At 72.6% G+C, this 16,612-nt stretch carries 16 protein-coding genes and 2 riboswitches; of the genes, 8 read left to right on the top strand and 8 right to left on the bottom strand.

Annotation, left to right across the window (positions count from 1 at the left end; translation table 11 throughout):
- Positions 1–83 precede the first annotated feature (83 nt).
- The 3 genes from QE388_RS07780 to QE388_RS07770 form a co-directional block, all read right to left on the bottom strand.
- Positions 84–866 (bottom strand): energy-coupling factor transporter transmembrane protein EcfT, encoded by a 783-nt coding sequence (locus tag QE388_RS07780; protein ID WP_307384556.1) that lies wholly within the window; start codon positions 864–866, stop codon positions 84–86.
- Positions 863–2,311: an ABC transporter ATP-binding protein gene (locus tag QE388_RS07775; RefSeq protein WP_307384554.1), complete on the bottom strand. Its 1,449-nt coding sequence runs from the start codon at positions 2,309–2,311 to the stop codon at positions 863–865. Before QE388_RS07775 ends, QE388_RS07780 begins: the two co-directional genes overlap by 4 nt.
- Positions 2,311–2,943, bottom strand: a complete 633-nt coding sequence (locus QE388_RS07770) for an ECF transporter S component (protein ID WP_275796089.1) — start codon at positions 2,941–2,943, stop codon at positions 2,311–2,313. Before QE388_RS07770 ends, QE388_RS07775 begins: the two co-directional genes overlap by 1 nt.
- Positions 2,936–3,046, bottom strand: a riboswitch (TPP riboswitch). Its footprint overlaps the gene before it by 8 nt.
- 36 nt (positions 3,047–3,082) lie before the next feature.
- On the opposite strand from QE388_RS07770, the gene QE388_RS07765 reads away from it, so the two are divergent.
- From QE388_RS07765 to thiD, 6 genes are all read left to right on the top strand, one after another.
- Entirely contained in the window at positions 3,083–4,762 is a 1,680-nt protein-coding gene (locus QE388_RS07765) for a D-alanyl-D-alanine carboxypeptidase family protein (RefSeq protein WP_307384552.1), read from the top strand.
- Positions 4,759–5,124, top strand: a complete 366-nt coding sequence (locus QE388_RS07760; RefSeq protein ID WP_307384551.1) for a GntR family transcriptional regulator — start codon at positions 4,759–4,761, stop codon at positions 5,122–5,124. Before QE388_RS07765 ends, QE388_RS07760 begins: the two co-directional genes overlap by 4 nt.
- A gap of 940 nt (positions 5,125–6,064) precedes the next feature.
- Positions 6,065–7,396, top strand: a complete 1,332-nt coding sequence (locus tag QE388_RS07755; protein WP_307384549.1) for an HNH endonuclease signature motif containing protein — start codon at positions 6,065–6,067, stop codon at positions 7,394–7,396.
- Positions 7,397–7,682: 286 nt separating this feature from the next.
- Positions 7,683–7,774: riboswitch (TPP riboswitch) on the top strand.
- Positions 7,766–8,605, top strand: coding sequence for a hydroxyethylthiazole kinase (gene thiM / locus QE388_RS07750; RefSeq protein WP_307384547.1), 840 nt, complete (start codon positions 7,766–7,768; stop codon positions 8,603–8,605). (Overlaps the previous riboswitch by 9 nt.)
- Positions 8,602–9,237 carry a thiamine phosphate synthase gene (gene thiE / locus QE388_RS07745; RefSeq protein ID WP_307384545.1) on the top strand — a complete coding sequence of 212 codons (636 nt, stop codon included), beginning with the start codon at positions 8,602–8,604 and terminating at the stop codon, positions 9,235–9,237. Before thiM ends, thiE begins: the two co-directional genes overlap by 4 nt.
- Positions 9,234–10,673 carry a bifunctional hydroxymethylpyrimidine kinase/phosphomethylpyrimidine kinase gene (gene thiD, locus QE388_RS07740; RefSeq protein WP_307384543.1) on the top strand — a complete coding sequence of 480 codons (1,440 nt, stop codon included), beginning with the start codon at positions 9,234–9,236 and terminating at the stop codon, positions 10,671–10,673. The genes thiE and thiD overlap by 4 nt, the downstream gene beginning before the upstream one ends.
- 13 nt (positions 10,674–10,686) lie before the next feature.
- Here the strand turns inward: thiD and QE388_RS07735 are convergent, their stop codons facing one another.
- The 5 genes from QE388_RS07735 to QE388_RS07715 all read right to left on the bottom strand — a co-directional run bounded on the left by QE388_RS07735 (position 10,687) and on the right by QE388_RS07715 (position 14,374).
- Complete coding sequence (locus tag QE388_RS07735; RefSeq protein ID WP_193753669.1) at positions 10,687–10,857, bottom strand: DUF5302 domain-containing protein; 171 nt, start codon at positions 10,855–10,857, stop codon at positions 10,687–10,689.
- A gap of 40 nt (positions 10,858–10,897) precedes the next feature.
- Positions 10,898–11,824, bottom strand: coding sequence for a DnaJ domain-containing protein (locus QE388_RS07730; RefSeq protein WP_275800834.1), 927 nt, complete (start codon positions 11,822–11,824; stop codon positions 10,898–10,900).
- Positions 11,825–11,920: 96 nt separating this feature from the next.
- Positions 11,921–12,376: a hypothetical protein gene (locus tag QE388_RS07725; RefSeq protein ID WP_307384541.1), complete on the bottom strand. Its 456-nt coding sequence runs from the start codon at positions 12,374–12,376 to the stop codon at positions 11,921–11,923.
- A gap of 71 nt (positions 12,377–12,447) precedes the next feature.
- A complete protein-coding gene (locus QE388_RS07720) occupies positions 12,448–13,302 on the bottom strand; it encodes an LssY C-terminal domain-containing protein (protein WP_307384540.1) in 855 nt (284 codons plus the stop codon).
- Positions 13,303–13,309: 7 nt separating this feature from the next.
- Complete coding sequence (locus QE388_RS07715; RefSeq protein ID WP_307384539.1) at positions 13,310–14,374, bottom strand: enoyl-CoA hydratase/isomerase family protein; 1,065 nt, start codon at positions 14,372–14,374, stop codon at positions 13,310–13,312.
- 133 nt (positions 14,375–14,507) lie between these two features.
- Here QE388_RS07715 and QE388_RS07710 point away from each other — a divergent pair, with 133 nt between their 5' ends.
- Both QE388_RS07710 and QE388_RS07705 read left to right on the top strand, forming a co-directional pair.
- Positions 14,508–15,800: an ABC transporter ATP-binding protein gene (locus QE388_RS07710; protein ID WP_307384537.1), complete on the top strand. Its 1,293-nt coding sequence runs from the start codon at positions 14,508–14,510 to the stop codon at positions 15,798–15,800.
- Positions 15,797–16,612, top strand: a complete 816-nt coding sequence (locus QE388_RS07705; protein WP_307384535.1) for an ABC transporter permease — start codon at positions 15,797–15,799, stop codon at positions 16,610–16,612. The genes QE388_RS07710 and QE388_RS07705 overlap by 4 nt, the downstream gene beginning before the upstream one ends.

Below are 16,612 nucleotides of genomic sequence, written 5' to 3'. Positions count from 1 at the left end.
AGGCTCCGAACGCAGCGTGACGGCGCGGTGCGCGCGTAACGGCGAGGCCGCAGCACCTGCGGGCGCAGCACCCACGCCGAGGCCTACGTGCCCACCACGCGGAATGCGCCCGACACTACCGCGGCGGTCAACGCCACGGCGACGAGGGCGAGGGAACCGGCGAGGGCGACGGCGTCGCGCGGGTGAAGACGCGAGGGACGCGACCACGTCCGCTCGACGTCGGCGCCGAAGCCGCGGGCCTCCATCGCGGTGGCGAGCGTCGTCCCGCGGCGCACGGCGAAGACCAGCAGCACGAACGCCATCGAGAAGAACCGGCGCAGCGCCCCTCGATCGCCGAGCCCGCGGGCGCGCCGGGCGAGGGTCATCGTGCGCCAGTCGTCGACGAAGAGCCCGACCGTGCGCGCGCCCGCGAGCACGCCGAGCACGAACCGGCTCGGGAGCTTCGCGACCTGGGCCAGGGCATCGGCGAGCTCGGTCGGGTCGGTCCGGGCGAACAGCAGGATCATGGGCAGCGCGAGCGCGACGACGCGCAGCAGCACCGCGAACGACAGCGCGAGCGAGTCGTCGCTGATCGTCGCGAAGAGGAAGGTGCCGTAGACGGTTCCGCCCGGTCGCGCGTACAGCAGCATGCTGACCGCCGCGACCGGGGCGAACAGCAGCACCGGCACGAGGCGCTTCGCCACGACGCGGTACGCCAGACCCGTGAACGGCACGCACAGCAACTCGAGCACGAGCGCGACGGCCGCGCTCACCGCATCGACGGAGATCAACAGGGGAAGCGCGAGCACCACCACCATCGCGACCTTCGTCACGGGATTGACCCCGTCGATCCACGCCGTGCGCGGCGCGACGTCGACCGCGGTCATGCCGCGTCCCCCAGCGCGATGCGGTGCTGACCGAGGTGCCGCACCACGTCGGCGTCGTGGGTCACGGCGACGACGGTGCGCCCTCGCGCGATCTCGCGCTGCAGCAGCGCGACGAGCTCGCTCCATCCGCGCCGATCCTGCCCGAACGTCGGCTCGTCGAGCACGATCACCTCGGGCGAGGCCGCGAGCACGGTCGCCACCGACAGGCGCCGCTTCTGCCCTCCCGACAGCGTGAAGGGGTTCGCGAGGGCGAGGGATGCCAGGTCCAACCTCTCGAGAAGCTCGTCGACGATCGCGTCGACCTGGGCCGTCGGCATCCGCAGGGCTTTCGGTCCGACCGCGAGCTCGTCGCGGAGCGTGGGGGCGAGGAACTGATGCTCGGGCTCCTGGAACACCGTGCCGATGCGGGTGAGCAACTCGGTCGAGCGCCAGCGCGAGGGACGACGGATGCCGCGGGCCGCGAGGGATTCCGCGGCGACGACCTCCCCCGAGAGCTCCGGCAGGAGCCCGGCGAGGGTCAGCGCGAGCGTCGACTTGCCCGCGCCGTTGGGTCCGGTGACGACCGTGCCGGCGCCGCGCGGAACGGCGAGGTCGAGTCCCGCCGCGACGACCGCGCGCCGCTCGCGCCCGATCGACAGCCCGCGCGTTTCGAGCGCGGCATCCGGAATCTCGAGAGGAGGGAGCACGGGCAGATCGACCGGACGCCCCGGCACCCACACACCCGCGGCGGCGAGCGCGGCACCGTGCCGAGCGAACACGCGATCGGGTGGACCGTCGGCCAGGACGCCTCCGCCGGGGGCGAGCACGACGACGCGCGTCATGAGGTCGACCCACACCGCGGTGCGGTGCTCGATGAGGACGACGGTGGTCCCGTCGGTCCGCGCGACGTGCTCGACCGCAGCCCGCACCTCGGCGACGCCCTCGGGGTCGAGGTTGGCGGTCGGTTCGTCGAGCAGCAGCAGCCCCGGACGCATCGCGAGAACCCCCGCGAGCGCCAGACGCTGCTTCTGCCCACCCGACAGCGCCTTGGTCGGGCGATCGAGCGGCACGGACAGACCCACGGATGCCACGGCCTCCGCCACCCGCGCCGGGATGTCGGCCGCGGGCACACCGAGGTTCTCGCAGCCGAACGCCACGTCGTCGCCGACTTTCGACAGCACGATCCCGGCCTCGGGATCCTGCAGGACGAGACCGATCCGGCCGCGCTGCCCCTCGGGGGCGCGGTCGTCGACGAGGATCCGGCCCGTGGCCTCTCCCTCGTCGCTGCCACCGAGGAGCCCCGCGAGTCCGGCGAGCAGCGTGGACTTGCCCGCTCCCGAGGCACCGAGCAGGAGGACCCGCTCGCCGGGTTCGATCGTCAGGTCGACGTCACGCGTGGCGGGGCGCTTTCTGCCGGCGTAGCGCCAGCCCCAGCCCTCGACGTCGACGCGCGCAGGGCCCGGCATCAGACGTCGCGGCGTGCTTCCCGCCCGGCGGCGAACCGGCTGAGCGCGCCGGTCGCGGCGAGCGCCCGCACGAGCAGCCACCCGACGAGGCCCGCCAGCAGAGCGCCCGAGACGACGAGCGTGCCGAGGTAGGTGAGGTTGAACTCGACCGTCTTGGAAAGGTTCGGCGTCAGGAACAGCTCCAGGACCCACGCGCCGACACCGGCGCCGGCACCCGCGAGCATCGCAACGGGCAGGGTGAAGCGCAGGTAGAGGAAGGCGAGGAAGATCAGCTCCGCGCCCAGCCCCTGGGCGAGGCCGGAGAAGATGGTGGTGACACCCCAGACGTTGCCGATGAGCGCCGAGACGACGGCGGCGATCAGCTCAACGAGAAGCGCGGCGCCCGGCTTGCGGATGATCAGACCGCCGATCACGCCGCCGATGAGCCAGATGCCGACCGCGATGCCGCCGAGGCCGGGAGTCAACGCGTCCATCGCGGTGAACCACAGACCGCCGACGGTGTTCCACCCCCAGAAGACGAGGCCGACCGCGACACCGAGGACGGCGGCGACGACGATGTCGACGACCCGCCAGGTGAAGCGGTTCCCGGTTGCCACGGCGGGGGCCGTGCGCGCAGACGTGGACGTGTGCATTTCTTCTCCTCCCTGCGCCGGCATGATCCGGATCAGGTTCGACGGTCGAAGCGTGGATTCGCTTCCTCTCAGCCCGGCTCACCGGACTCCCGTGGTTGTGCTGACGAGTATAGGGGGACGCCCGGGGTAGCGTGGGCGGGTGCACGAGCAGACCCCGGCCACGCGGCGCGCCGCGCGAGATTCCGCTGATCTGCGGGCCGACGAGGCCATGCCCTCTCCGAATCCGGCACCCGCGACGACCGCTGCGGACGTCCCGCTTCCCTCCGGTACAGCACCCGCGGCGGAGGTCCCGGACGCCCCCGCCGACGGCGCGACGTCGCCCGAGCCGGATGCCGCGGCCCCGGCATCCGCCCCCGTACCCGTGGCTCAGCCCGCGTCGGCTGCCGCGCCGCAGCCCGCACCCACCGCGCCCGCGACGCCGCCGGAGCCCGGGGCCTCGGCATCCGTCCCCTCTCCCGCACCGCAACCGGATCCCACCTCCGCGGCCCTCGGCGCACTCGGGTGGGTCGACCCCGACGCCGCCGCCGCGCCCCGCCCGGCCCCCGCGTTCGTCGTCTCCGGCGCCACCGGACGCCCCGTCGATCTGCTCGCGGGTCGACGCCGTCGTCGCATCCTGCGTCCCGCGACGGTGGTCCCGACGATCCTCCTGATCCTGCTGATCGGCGCCTACACCGCCACGACGCTGCTGTGGCCGCTGAACGCGGTGCAGCCCACGGTCACTCCCATCGCCCTCCAGCCCACGGCCGCGCCGCCCGCCGACCCCGCGTGGCCGGCGCAGGGCGAGGCTGCGATCGCTCTCGAGGGAGTGCCCGGCGAGCTGTCATCGTCGGCGAGCGCGCCCGAGTCGATCGCCAGCATCACCAAGATCGTGACGGCACTCGTCGTCCTCGACCGGTTGCCGCTGAGCCCGGGCGAGCAGGGGCCGTCGTACGCGTTCACGCAGGCGGACAGCGCCGACTACTGGCAGTACCGCGCCCGCGGAGAGTCCTCGCTCGACGTCCCCGTCGACGGCAGCCTGACCGAGCTGCAGATGCTCCAGGGCATGCTGATCGCCTCGGCGAACAACTACGCCCAGCGGCTGGCATCCGATCTCTTCCCCTCGAACGCCGACTTCGCCGCCGCGGCGAACGCGTATCTCGCCGAACGCGGGATCACGGGCATCACGATCGTGAACCCGACCGGGATCGAGGCCGGCAACACCGCGACCCCCGCGGCGCTCATCGCGCTCGCCGAGAAGGCGCTCGCCAATCCCGTGATCGCCGAGATCGTGCGAACGCCCGAGCTGACCCTGCCCGGCGCCGGGTCGTTCAAGAACGGCAACCCGCTGCTCGCCGACCCGGGCGTGGTCGGGGTGAAGACCGGAACCCTCGACGCGTGGAACCTCCTGTCGGCGAAGGACTTCACGATCGGCACGGTGACCGTTCGCGCCTACGCGGCGGTGCTCGGCCAGCCGGGACCCGACGAGCGCAACCAGGCGACCCGTGACCTCTACGCCCGCATCGCCGAGGAGCTGCAGCCGCGTCCCTCGGTGACCTCGGGCACCGTGATCGGCCGCGTCAAGACGCTGTGGGGTCAGGAGTCGAACGTCGTCACGACCTCCGACGCCACCGTCGTGCTGTGGAACAGCGCCGTCGCCGGGACCTCCACGCGCTTCGACCTCGGAGACTCCCGCGCGGCGGGCGACGACGTCGGCACGCTCACCGTGACGGGCCCGCTCAACACCGACACCGTCGACGCTCAGCTGACCGACACGATCGATCCGCCCGACCCGCTCTGGCGCCTCACGCACCCCCTCGATCTGTTCGGCCTGAACGGGTGACCGGCGTGGAGATCCGCCTGGATGCCACCTCCCCGACGCCGCCCTACGAGCAGGTGCGGGCGCAGATCATCGCCGGCATCGAGAACGGGTCGACGGTCGCGGGCACACGCCTGCCCCCGGTGCGGACGCTCGCGAGCGACCTGGGCCTCGCGGCGAACACCGTCGCCCGCGCGTACAAGGAGCTCGAGGAAGCGGGCTACGTCGAGACGCGCGGTCGCGCCGGCACGATCGTGCGCGGCACGGATCCCGCGTCCGCGCGCGCGGCGGAGGCGGCGCGCGCGTACGCCGACACCGTCCGCCGACTGGGCGTCGCGCCCGCCGATGCGGTGGAGCTGGTGCGGGCGGCGCTGGCGGACGGTTAGCCGCCGGGGGCGCTTCGGCGTTTGCGGTGGCGGTGCTTGCGGTGGCGGCGCTTGCGGTGGCGGCGCTTGCGGTGGCGGCGCTTGCGGTGGCGGTGCTTCGGCGCTAGCGCTTGCGGTGGCGGTGCTTGCGGTGGCGGTGCTTCGGCGCTAGCGCTTGCGGTGGCGGTGCTTGCGGCGTCGGCGCGGGGCGCCGAGCTCGGGCGATAAACGCTGTCGACTCACATAAACGCGCTCTCCACGCGTTTCTGCGCGCCGATCGCGTTTATAGATGCCGCGATCGATACGCCACGTGCGGGCCGCGCGCGGGCGGCCTCTGCCACGTCGAACATCGACGGCCCCGGCAGGCCACCGTACGGACGCCGGGTCGGCAGACGAGCAGCCGCCCGAGCCGAGACCCGCGACCCATAAACGCCATTGGCTCACACAAACGCGCTCTCCCCGCGTTTCTGCGCGCGAACAGCGTTTATGGATGCCGCGGCGAACACGCCACGCGCGGACAACCCGCGCGGGCCGCCCACGCTCCGTCGATCCACGCCGACAGCTCCGGGCACGCGCCGCGAACCCCCGGGCCAACAGACGAGCGACCACCCCGAGCCGAGACCCGCGACCCATAAACGCCATTGGCTCACATAAACGCGCCCTCCCCGCGTTTCTGCGCGCGAATCGCGTTTATGGATGCCGCGGACGGCAGCGCCGAACGCGGCCCCCGACGCCGAGCGAGCCGGAACGCGGACGATCACCGCCAGGCGCCGCGGCGCGGAGGGCCCGCGCCGACGGCCCCGTCACCTCAACGCCATACAGGCGACCCTCGCCCGCCATCCCGTGAAGCGCACACCGTCGCCCGGGGATCCCTTCTGCACATCGGAGCAATATCCGGATCGATCCCCACCGGGGCTCCCGAGCCCCCGTCGATGTCGGACCCCCTCGCTAGCATGCACACATGCATACCGACGCCTCATCGACACCACCGGACAGTGGCCCGCGGGCCCTGTCCGCGGTGCTCGGCGAGGTGCTCCGCACGGGCGCCGCGTTCGCCGCCGCGGAGGTGGCGCGCACCCGCGCCCTGGCGCAGGCGGGGCATCTCGCGCGGGATGCGATGACCGAAAGACCCGTGTCCTCCCGTGCTGCGGAGATGGCGTTGCGTGAGGTTGCGTCCGAGATCGCGGCGGCCGAAAACGTCTCCGACCGGTCCCTGCAGACGCAGATCAACCGCGCCATGACCCTCGTCGACGACTACCCCATCACCCTCTCGGCGTGGGAGCAGGGCGCGATCACCCGCGCCCACGTGCACACAATCCTCGACATCGGCGCGCCCCTGCCCACCGAGGTCCGCGCCGAATTCGACACCCTGGCAGTCGCCACCGCCGACGGGCTCAGCCCGGGGCGGTTGCGCACCCGCCTGGCAGCGCTCGCCGAGAGCCTGCAACCCACGACGATCACCGAACGCCACCAGCGGGGCCGCGACACCCGCTGCGTAAGGGTCATCACGGGGCGAGACGGGATGTCCGATCTGATCGCGACACTCCCCACGATCCTCGCCGTCGGCATCTACGACCGCCTCACGCAGCAGGCCCGCACGCTGATCGACTCGCGCGGCGATACTCCGACGTCGGCCACGGATGAGCGCACCACCGCGCAGGTACGCGCCGACATCCTCGCCGACCTCCTTCTCACCGCCGCCCCCGACGCCGACCCCACCCGCGCCGATGACGGCCCCGGCACCCTCGGCGCGATCCGCGGCCGTGTCCAGGTCGTCGTGCCCGCGCTGACCATGCTCGACCCGCAGCACGAGAACACCGAACCCGCAGAACTCATCGGACACGGCCCCATCGACGCCGACACCGCCCGCACCCTCGCCGAGTCGACCACCGTCCCCTGGGACCGCGTCATCACGCACCCGATCACCGGCGCCGTCCTCCACACCGACACCTACCAGCGCACCACCGCGATCGACCGATACCTCCGCGCCCGCGACCGCCACTGCCGCTGGCCCGAATGCACCGTCCCCGCCATCCGCTCCGAAATCGACCACACCCTCGACTACGCCCTCGGCGGCACCACCGACGTCCGCAACCTCAGCCACCTCTGCCAACGACACCACACGCAAAAGCAGTTCACCCGCTGGAGCGTCAGACAACTCCCCGACGGAATCCTCGAATGGACCAGCCCCACCGGCCGCACCTACCGCGACGAACCCCTCCCGTACTCACCCGCCGTGAGGTTCCTCCCCGACGACCCAACCCCACCCGACCATGACCACGCCCCGTTCTGACCGGCTTCCCGCGGGCGGTCGTCGGCGTGCGCCCGCTTCCGCGCCGCGGCCCGCGCGCCTCTGCGCCTTCGCGCGCGTCCCGCGCCCATGCGCCCCTTCGCCCTTCCGCACGTCCATCCACCCCTTCGCCGTGAACCACATCGCGCTTCGCGCCGATCCGCGCGCAGCGGGGTCGTCCGAACCGCACGCCCGCACCGTCCCGCCCGCCTACGCCACGCCTCTGGCATCCACCCGTCAGCACCCTCCCACCCGCACCGAGCGCCGCGAGCTCTGTGCTAGCGTCGCCCGCAGTGACACGGGGTGCCCGCTAGGGCTGAGAACACACCCGTCGAACCTGATCTAGTTCGTACTAGCGAAGGGATGTCGCGAATGGTCGTTCGCACGTCGTCGTCTCCGTCTACCCCCGCGGATGCCCCCGCTCCCGCCGAAGCGCTCGCGCAGGCCCCCTCGCACGCGCTCGCGCGCCTCCGCGAGACATCACCGCTCACGCAGTGCATCACCAACGCGGTGGTGACGAACTTCACCGCCAACGCACTCCTCGCCCTCGGCGCGGCGCCCGCCATGTGCGACATCCCCGGAGAGGCGGGCATGTTCGCCGGCATCGCCGGCGGCGTTCTCGTCAACCTCGGCACCCCCACCGCCGAGCAGCGCGACGCCGCTCGCGAAGCCGTCGCCACCGGCACCCCCTGGGTGCTCGACCCCGTCGCGGTGGGAGCCCTTCCCGTCCGCACGGCGCTCGCGCACGAGCTGCTCGACGCGCGCCCCGCAATCATCCGCGGCAACGCCTCCGAGATCCTCGCTCTGGCCGGCGCCGGCTGCGGCGGGCGCGGGGTCGACACGACCGACGCCGCCGACGACGCGCTCGACGCCGCTCGCGCCCTCGCCGCCCGCACCGGCGGCACGGTCGCCGTGTCGGGCGACACGGACCTGATCGTGGATGCCACCCGCACGGCGCGCGTCCCCGGCGGCAGCGTCCTGCTGACCAAGGTCACCGGCGGAGGCTGCGCGCTCGGCGCCGCGATGGCCGCCTTCGCTGCGGTCGCGGAGCCGTTCGACGCTGCGGTCGCGGCGAGCGCCGTCTGGGCCGTGGCGTCGGAGCGGGCGGCATCCGGAGCCCGAGGACCGGGATCGTTCGCCGTCACCTTCCTCGACGAGCTGGCCGCCATCGAGCCCGCAGATCTCCGCGACCGGGTGGAGCTCGCGCGATGACCGACCTCTCCCTGCACCTCGTGACCGACCACCGCGTGGCGTTCTCGCGGCTGCGCGACATCGTCGACGAGTCTGTCGACGCGGGCGTGACCGTCGTCCAGCTGCGCGACAAGGTCGCGACCGGCGGCGAACTCTACGCCCGCGCCCTCGACCTCGCCGATGTCATCGCGGGCCGATGCGCCTTCGTCGTCGATGACCGCCTCGACATTGTGTTGGCCGCGCGAGCGAACGGTGCCCGCGTCGACGGCATCCACCTCGGGCAGAACGACCTCCCCGTCGACGTCGCGCGTACCCTGCTCGGCCCGGACGCGCTCGTCGGCTGGACCGCGAACACCCCGGCCCACCTCGCCGCGGCCGCAGCCTTCCCCGACGGCACGATCGACTACCTCGGGGTGGGCGTCATCCGCGCCACCGCGACGAAACCCGACCACCCGCGACCGCTCGGCGTCGACGGATTCGCCGAGCTCGCGGCATCCACCGTCCTACCCTGCGTCGCGATCGGCGGCATCGACGTCGACGACGTCGGCCCCCTGCGCCGTGCGGGAGCAGCGGGTGTCGCCGTCGTCTCCGCCGTGTGTGCGGCCGACGATCCCGGCGCGGTCGTGCGCGCGCTCCGGGGGGCCGCCGCATGATCCCCCGCGTCCTCAGCATCGCCGGCACCGACCCGACCGGGGGTGCCGGCGTCCAGGCCGACCTCAGCGCGATCGCCGCGTTCGGCGGTTACGGCATGGCGGCCGTCACCGCGCTCGTCGCCCAGAACACCCTCGGCGTGCGCGAGGTGCACGTGCCTCCCCCGGCATTCCTCGACGCGCAGTTGCGCGCGGTCAGCGACGACGTCGTCATCGACGCGGTGAAGATCGGGATGCTCGGCTCCGCCGACGTCGTGGCGACCGTCGACGCGTGGCTGTCCGCCGTGCGTCCGCCGCTCGTCGTCCTCGACCCCGTCATGGTCGCGACCAGCGGCGACCGCCTCCTCGACGGCGACGCCGAAGCGGCGGTCCGCGAACTCTGCCGACGCGCCGACCTCGTCACGCCCAACCTGCCCGAGCTCGCCGTCCTCGTCGACGAACCGGTCGCCCGCACCTGGGACGCCGCCGTCGTCCAGGCCCGGACGCTGGCCGCTCGCGCCGACACCACCATCCTCCTGAAGGGCGGCCACCTCGACGGCGAACAGAGCCCGGATGCCATCGTCGACACGGTCGGCGTGTACCCGGTGACCGGCCCGCGCGTCGCCACCCGCCACACCCACGGCACCGGCTGCTCGCTGTCGTCGGCCATGGCGACCCTCGCGGCCCACGGCCGCTCGTGGCCCGACGCCCTGGTGCGCGCCAAGCGCTGGCTCACCGGCGCCCTCGAACACGCCGACGAACTGCACGTCGGCCAGGGCAACGGCCCGATCGACCGCCTGCACGAGCTCCGCCCGCACATCGACCTGGGCCGCTCGTGGAGCGCCGAGCGCTGGGATGCCACCGCCTCGACCCGCGCCGACGTCGACGCGTGCGCGTTCGTCCGGGGACTGGCATCCGGAAACCTCGATCGAGGGGCCTTCACCTGGTACCTCGGTCAAGACCTGCTGTACCTCCGCGAGTACGCGCGCGTGCTCGCCCGCGCCGCCGCGCTCGCCCCCACCATCGACGAGCAGCGCTTCTGGGCCGCAGCGTCCGTGTCGTGCCTCGAAGAGGAGGCGGCGCTGCACCAGTCGCACGTCGATCCGAGGGGCCTCGAGCCCGCGGCATCCACCCTCGACTACACCGAGCACCTGCACGCCGCGTCGGCCTCGGGCTCGTACGCGGTCCTGGTCGCCGCGATCCTGCCGTGCTTCGTGCTCTACACCGACATCGGCGTCCGCTGGCGCGGCACCTTCGACGCCGACCACCCCTACGCCGACTGGCTCACCGCCTACGGCGACGAGCGGTTCGAGGCCTCGTCGGCCACCGCCGCCCGGATCACGGATGCCGCCGCCTCAGCGGCCACCCCCGACGTCCGGGCCGCGATGGCCGCGGCCTACGACCGCTCGATGGCGCTCGAACTCGCGTTCTTCGACGCGCCGCTCCGGCAGCGGTCGTGACCGCTGACGCGCGTCAGCCGCTCTTGCGGCGGAACTCCCGCTTGGTCACGGCGGCGTGCGTCCCGTGGACCGCGGAGTTGCCGTCGAGGTGGGCCTGACCCGCGCGCTGCTGACCGTTCTTCTTCTCCAGCGCTTCACGGAACTTGCGCTTCATGTCGTCGGAGGGGGTCTCGTCGGTACTCATGTCCCCACCCTAGGCATGCCCCCGACGGCGCGCGAGGCCGTCAGACGTGACGGACCCGCTGCTGCAGGCGTGTGCGGATGTCGAACAGCTCCGTGCCACCGACCTCGCGCGCGCCCGGGATCCCACGCCGCAGCAGGGTCGTCAACGCGCTTCGCGTCACGAGCGCAACCGGCGTGCCCCGCACCTTGCCGAGGTCGGTGATCGCGTCGAGAACAGCATCGTCGGGCAGCACCACGATCGCCCCGCTGAAGCGCACCCCGGCCGACCGCGCGACCACACGAGCGCGCGACACGAGCTGCGTCACGGGCGATCCGATCACATTCGCGCCCGAGATCTCACCGCGCCGAACGCCCACGGGTCCGCCGAAGTCCTCGCTCAGCATCGCGTACAGCCCGCTCGGGCCGAGCACGACGTGGTCGATCTTCTGCTCGGGATCACGCCCGTCGCGATCGGCGAACACGTCGTGCCACACGGTGTAGCCCATGCCGAGTTCGGACACGAGCCGCGCCGTCTCCTCCTCGGCGAGCGCGTCGGCGAGGATGTGCCGGATCTCCGGCGGCGCGGAGCGCACCAGGGCCGGGTCGTAGGGATCGGCGATGTCGACCCCGCGCCCCACCCACTCGCGGATCAACGTCAGATACCGCTCGCGCCGCCAGCCCCCGGGCTGTCCGTGCGACCGCGCGCGAGGGCGCGTGTCAGCGGGTCGGGAGGGCGCGGATGCCGCTGCCCCACCGCTCCACTCGCCCGGGGCCGATCCGCGGCCACGGTCGTAGGCCGCGCGAGCCTCGGGCGTTCCGATGAGCTCCCACGCGCGCTGAACCTGCACGAACAGCGCGGCGTCGCCGCCGGTGTCGGGGTGCGTCTCGCGCAGGCGCGCGCGATAGGCGCGACGGAGCGCTTCGTCGTCGACGTCGACCGTCACGCGAAGCACCTCGTAGGCCGAGACCGACATCGGGCTGTCGAACACCTGCATCATCCGTTCCGCCGCGCGCGTGCGCGGCGCCTCTCAGGCTAACCCGCCGCACCTGTGCGCGGCCCCGGGTGCCTCGCGTCGCCAGGACGCTCAATCGCGCCGCTCGTTGCGACGCGCGTAAGCCGCGGCATCCCGGCTCGACAGGGCGAGAAGCACGAGGATGTCGAGCGCGAGCGTCACCAGAGTGGTCGCCACCGTGATCTCGGCACCCACCTCCCACCAGCCCACGAAGGCCGCGGTGATCGAGAACGTCGACACGATCATCACGATGACCCGCGCCGCGTTGCTCCCCCGGAGGAGCAGGATGCCGAACACCAGCTGCACGAGGAACACGACGGCGAGTAGCCCGATGAACACCTCGACCGGGAAGCCGAAGTCGTCGATCGTGTCCTCGAGGGGGATCGTGTTGTCGCCGTTCGCGAACCCCGAGAGCGCGCGCAGCCAGGGCGGCAGCCCGAACAGCACCGACGCTCCCCAGACGGCGCCCGAGAGCGCACGCAGCAGTACGAGCACTCCCCCGGCGACCGTCGCCGCAGGTCGCCGCATCCGCGGATTCCGCGGCTCCGGCACAGCGAGGGGCTCGAACGCCGCCCGCTTGCGCGGCTGCCGACGACCGCTCACCGCTCGGCCCCGGCGTCGATCGAGCCTCGGGGCACGGCATCCGGAATCCGCACCGCCCGCACGTCGAGGATCGGCAGGTCGCCGTCGGTCGTGATGCTGTCGCCCCCGCCGTTTCGCGAGTGGTACCCGGTCGCGAAGTCGCGGATCACGTCGACCTCCACCCCGGCCACGGCCGTGAGGCTGGCGACGATGTGGTCGCGTTCGATGTCGGTGTCGGCGTCGATGCGGTGCGTGACCTGGAGAGTGAAGAGCGAGAGGCCGACCGCACGGTCGAAGGTTCCGGCAGCGAGCCAGTCGACCCGACGTCCGCCCGGCAGCAACCACCCGTCGGGGCACTGCCAGAAGCGGACGTGATGCCGTTTCGCCGGCGAACCGGCGACCTCCTGCTGGTAGGCGAGGTCCTGCATGCGTCCGAAGAGGAACAGCGGGCTCACGGGAGCCGTCGGATAGCTGCGTCGCCGCAGGGTCGACGTGATGATCCGCCACGACGAGGCCCAGCCCACGGGGTCGGCGGCGATCCACCCGGCCTCGGCCATCGCCCGCTCGATCTGCTCTCGCTCGCCGAGCACGGCCAGGTTGACCGGGTCGCCGAGCAGCCCGTCCGAGGTGCGCGTGCGCCCCATGAAGTAGTCCGGCACGTAGATCGCCGTCAGGATGCGATGAAGCCGCGGCAGCACCAGATAGGCGAGCAGCGCCCAGAACGCCACCGCCAGCACCACCCCCGCCCAGCCGACCTGGAACGCCTGCGTGAAGCTCAGGTACGCGAGCCAGATCGCGGCGAGACCCGCGAACACGAAGAAGAACCCGTCGAGCAGACGCCCGATCGACCATCTCCGTGTCCGGCGGGTCATGGGCGTCTCACCAGAGCGCGAGCGCGGGCTCGAAGGCGAGGGCGGATGCCACGACCTCCGGCGCGAGATCCTCGTGCCGCCGTGGCGACCACGTCGGCGATCGGTCCTTGTCGATGAGCTGCGCACGGATGCCCTCGACCAGGTCGGGCTGGGTCTGGGCGAACCACATGACCAGACCGTACTCCTGCGCCAGCGCCGCGCGCAGGTCGGGCAGGGTGCGCGCCCGGCGCACGGCCGCGAGCGTGACCGCGACGGCGGTCGGCGCCGAGTCGGCCAAAAGCTCGGCCGTCTCGTGGGCCTCGGTCTCGGGACGCGCGCGCAGCCGCTCCAGGATGCCGTGCACGTCGTCCGCCGCGAAGGCGTCGTCGATCCACGGCCTCGCCGCCTCCAGCCGCGAGGGGCCCGCGGTCTCGTCGAACAGCAGCACGAGCTCGGTCGGACTGGCGGGATCCGCGCGTACCTGGAAGGCGTCGTACAGAGCCGGCAGATGGGCCGTGGGCACCAGGTGGTCGGCGAACCCCGCGTAGATGGCGTCCGCGGCATCCATCGTCGCTCCGGTGAGCCCGAGGTACTCCCCCAGTCGTCCCGGCGCGCGGGACAGCAGCCACGAACCGCCCACGTCGGGGGTGAAGCCGATGCGCGTCTCAGGCATCGCCAGACGGGAGTTCTCGGTGACGATGCGAATCGCGGCGTGGCCGGCGAGACCGATGCCGCCGCCCATGGTCACGCCGTCGGCGATCGCGACGACGGGCTTGGGGTACGTCGCGATGAGGTGGTCGAGCGCGTACTCCTCGCGGAAGTAGGTGTGCACCTCGTCGACACGTCCGTCCACCACCAGGCCGTGCAGAGCGCGGACGTCGCCGCCGGCGCAGAATCCGCGCTCGCCCGCACCGTCGAGCAGGATGAGCTCGATGTCGGTGTCGTCCTTCCACCGGTCCAGGGCCGCGGCGAGGTCGCGGATCATGTCGAGTCCGAGGGCGTTGATCGCCCGCGGTCGGTTGAGGGTCAGATGCCCGACACCGCGGAGGGCGTGCACCAGGACGGCATCGTCGTCGGATCGCTGAGCGTTCACGCTGCCACGTTACACACGCGCCTGGCTGCCCTCCCGCCGAGCCCGCTGCCCGCCCTCCCGCTCACGCGGAGATGCGTTTTCGCCCCCGGATCGGGGAAGATGGCAGGAACGCCCGCCGACAGAAAGGGGCCGCATGCCCGAGGGACAGGTGCTCGAACTCGCCGGCCTGACCAAACGGTTCGGCGCGGTGTCGGCCGTGGACTCCCTCGATGCGCGCGTCGAGCCCGGCCTCGTCACCGGCTTCCTGGGGCCCAACGGCGCCGGAAAGACCACGTCGCTGCGCATGCTGCTCGGACTCGTGCGTCCCACCTCGGGCACCGCCACGATCGGCGGCAAGCGCTACGCCGACCTCGCCTCGCCCCTGCAGACGGTGGGCGCGGCGCTCGAGGCGTCGAGCTTCCACCCCGGTCGCTCCGCCGCGAACCACCTCAAGGTCTACGCGCGCGCGGCATCGCTCCCGACGTCGCGCATCGACGAGGTGCTGGGCCTCGTCGGCCTCGCCGATGTCGCCGGACGCCGTGTGGGCGGCTTCTCGCTCGGCATGCGCCAGCGCCTCGGCCTCGCGACGGCCCTCCTCGGCGACCCGGGCGTCCTCGTCCTCGACGAGCCCACGAACGGCCTCGACCCCGAGGGCATCCGGTGGATGCGCTCCCTGCTCCGCCACCTCGCCGAAGAGGGACGCACCGTCCTCATCTCGTCGCACCTCCTGGCCGAGGTGCAGCAGACCGTCGACGCGCTGCTGATCATCTCCCACGGCCGCCTCGTCTTCCAGGGCGGCGTCGAAGACCTCGCCGACCCCGACGAGTACGCCACGGTCGTCGACGCCCCGGACCGTGCAGCGCTGTCGGCGCTGCTCGACGAGCGCGGCATCCCGTACCAGTTGCTGCGCAACGGCTTCACGATCCGCCACCTCGAGCCCGTCGAGATCGGCGCTCTCGCCGCCGGCGCCGGCATCGCCCTGTCGCACCTGCAGAGCAAGGGCGCGAGCCTCGAAGACATCTTCCTCGAGCTCGTCAGCGGCGTGCGCGTCCACGCGAGCGCGGGAGGCACGACCGTCGCGGCGCCGACACCCGATCCCGGCCTGCCGGATGCGGCGATCCCGGATGCCGTGACCCCGGCGCCCGCGGCCGAGTCGCTGCCCACGGCGGCCCCGGTCGACCCCGCGGCGTCGCCCGTCGACGACGTCGCCGCAGCGGAACCGGCCACCTCGACCGACCTCGTCACGATCCCGGCGCCCGCTCGCGGGGCCCGGGTGGAGCCACCGTCCGAGGCGTCACGGTCCGAAGATCCGCGGCCGTCGTACTCGGTGGCATCCACGGGTGTCATCGACGTGGTGCCGCCCACCCCCGCACAAGACGGCGGCACCGCCCCGGAAGGCGCAGCGACCGACAGCGCAGCGACCGATAGCACGGAGGTGTCCCGATGAGCCTCGTCGCCGCCACGCGTTCCGAGTACACCAAGCAGTTCTCCACCGCCGGGTGGTGGGTGCTCGCGATCGTGCTCGTGGTCTACGTCGCCTTCACCGCGGGCGTTCTCGCGCTCGTCTTCGGCGGCGTGGCCTCCGGCCGGCTGACCGGCAACGGCCCCGCGCCGCAGACCGAAGGCCTCGCCGGCCTCGTCTACAGCTCGGCGAGCGGGGTCGGGTACGTCTTCCCGCTGCTCGTCGGCACCCTCATGGTCACCACCGAGTTCCGGCACAAGACGCTGACCCCGACGTTCCTCGCCACACCGCGCCGCGGAGTCGTCCTCGGCGGCAAGTTCTTCGTCGGCATCGTGGTCGGCCTGCTCTACGGCATCCTCGGATCCGCCGCCGCGATCGCCGCGGGCGCGGGCGTACTCAGCATCTTCGGCGTCGACGCCGAGCTGGGCTCGTCCGACACCTGGACACTCGTCGGCCGCATGCTGCTCGCCTTCGCCCTGTGGGCCGTGGTCGGCATCGGTGTCGGAACCGTCGTGCGCAACCAGGTGGCCGCGATCGTCATCGTGCTCGCCGTCACGCTCTTCATCGAGCCGATCGTCCGTACCCTGGGCGGGCTCGTCTCGGGCTTCAGCGAGGTCGTCAAGTGGTTCCCGAGCGCCGCGAGCGACGCCCTCGTGGGCAAGACGATCTTCGGCGCCATGTCGTCCGGCGGCTCGGGATCACTCGACTGGTGGGTCGGCGGCCTCGTGCTCCTGGCCTACGCGGTGGTGTTCCTCGTGATCGGCCTGTTCACGACCTGGCGTCGCGACGTCGACTGA

Origin of the sequence: Microbacterium sp. SORGH_AS_0969, from assembly GCF_030818255.1 — a bacterium.
Classification (GTDB): Bacteria; Actinomycetota; Actinomycetes; order Actinomycetales; family Microbacteriaceae; genus Microbacterium.
The sequence above is the reverse complement of the archived record's forward strand: the minus strand, read 5'-3'. Positions and strand labels throughout refer to the sequence as shown.

Coding starts and splice junctions, on each gene's coding strand:
- QE388_RS07780 (WP_307384556.1), bottom strand. CDS start 866: ATGACCGCGGTCGACGTCGCGCCGCGCACGGCGTGGATCGACGGGGTC.
- QE388_RS07775 (WP_307384554.1), bottom strand. CDS start 2,311: ATGCCGGGCCCTGCGCGCGTCGACGTCGAGGGCTGGGGCTGGCGCTAC.
- QE388_RS07770 (WP_275796089.1), bottom strand. CDS start 2,943: ATGCACACGTCCACGTCTGCGCGCACGGCCCCCGCCGTGGCAACCGGG.
- QE388_RS07755 (WP_307384549.1), top strand. CDS start 6,065: ATGCATACCGACGCCTCATCGACACCACCGGACAGTGGCCCGCGGGCC.
- thiM (WP_307384547.1), top strand. CDS start 7,766: ATGGTCGTTCGCACGTCGTCGTCTCCGTCTACCCCCGCGGATGCCCCC.
- thiE (WP_307384545.1), top strand. CDS start 8,602: ATGACCGACCTCTCCCTGCACCTCGTGACCGACCACCGCGTGGCGTTC.
- thiD (WP_307384543.1), top strand. CDS start 9,234: ATGATCCCCCGCGTCCTCAGCATCGCCGGCACCGACCCGACCGGGGGT.
- QE388_RS07735 (WP_193753669.1), bottom strand. CDS start 10,857: ATGAGTACCGACGAGACCCCCTCCGACGACATGAAGCGCAAGTTCCGT.
- QE388_RS07725 (WP_307384541.1), bottom strand. CDS start 12,376: ATGCGGCGACCTGCGGCGACGGTCGCCGGGGGAGTGCTCGTACTGCTG.
- QE388_RS07720 (WP_307384540.1), bottom strand. CDS start 13,302: ATGACCCGCCGGACACGGAGATGGTCGATCGGGCGTCTGCTCGACGGG.
- QE388_RS07710 (WP_307384537.1), top strand. CDS start 14,508: ATGCCCGAGGGACAGGTGCTCGAACTCGCCGGCCTGACCAAACGGTTC.
- QE388_RS07705 (WP_307384535.1), top strand. CDS start 15,797: ATGAGCCTCGTCGCCGCCACGCGTTCCGAGTACACCAAGCAGTTCTCC.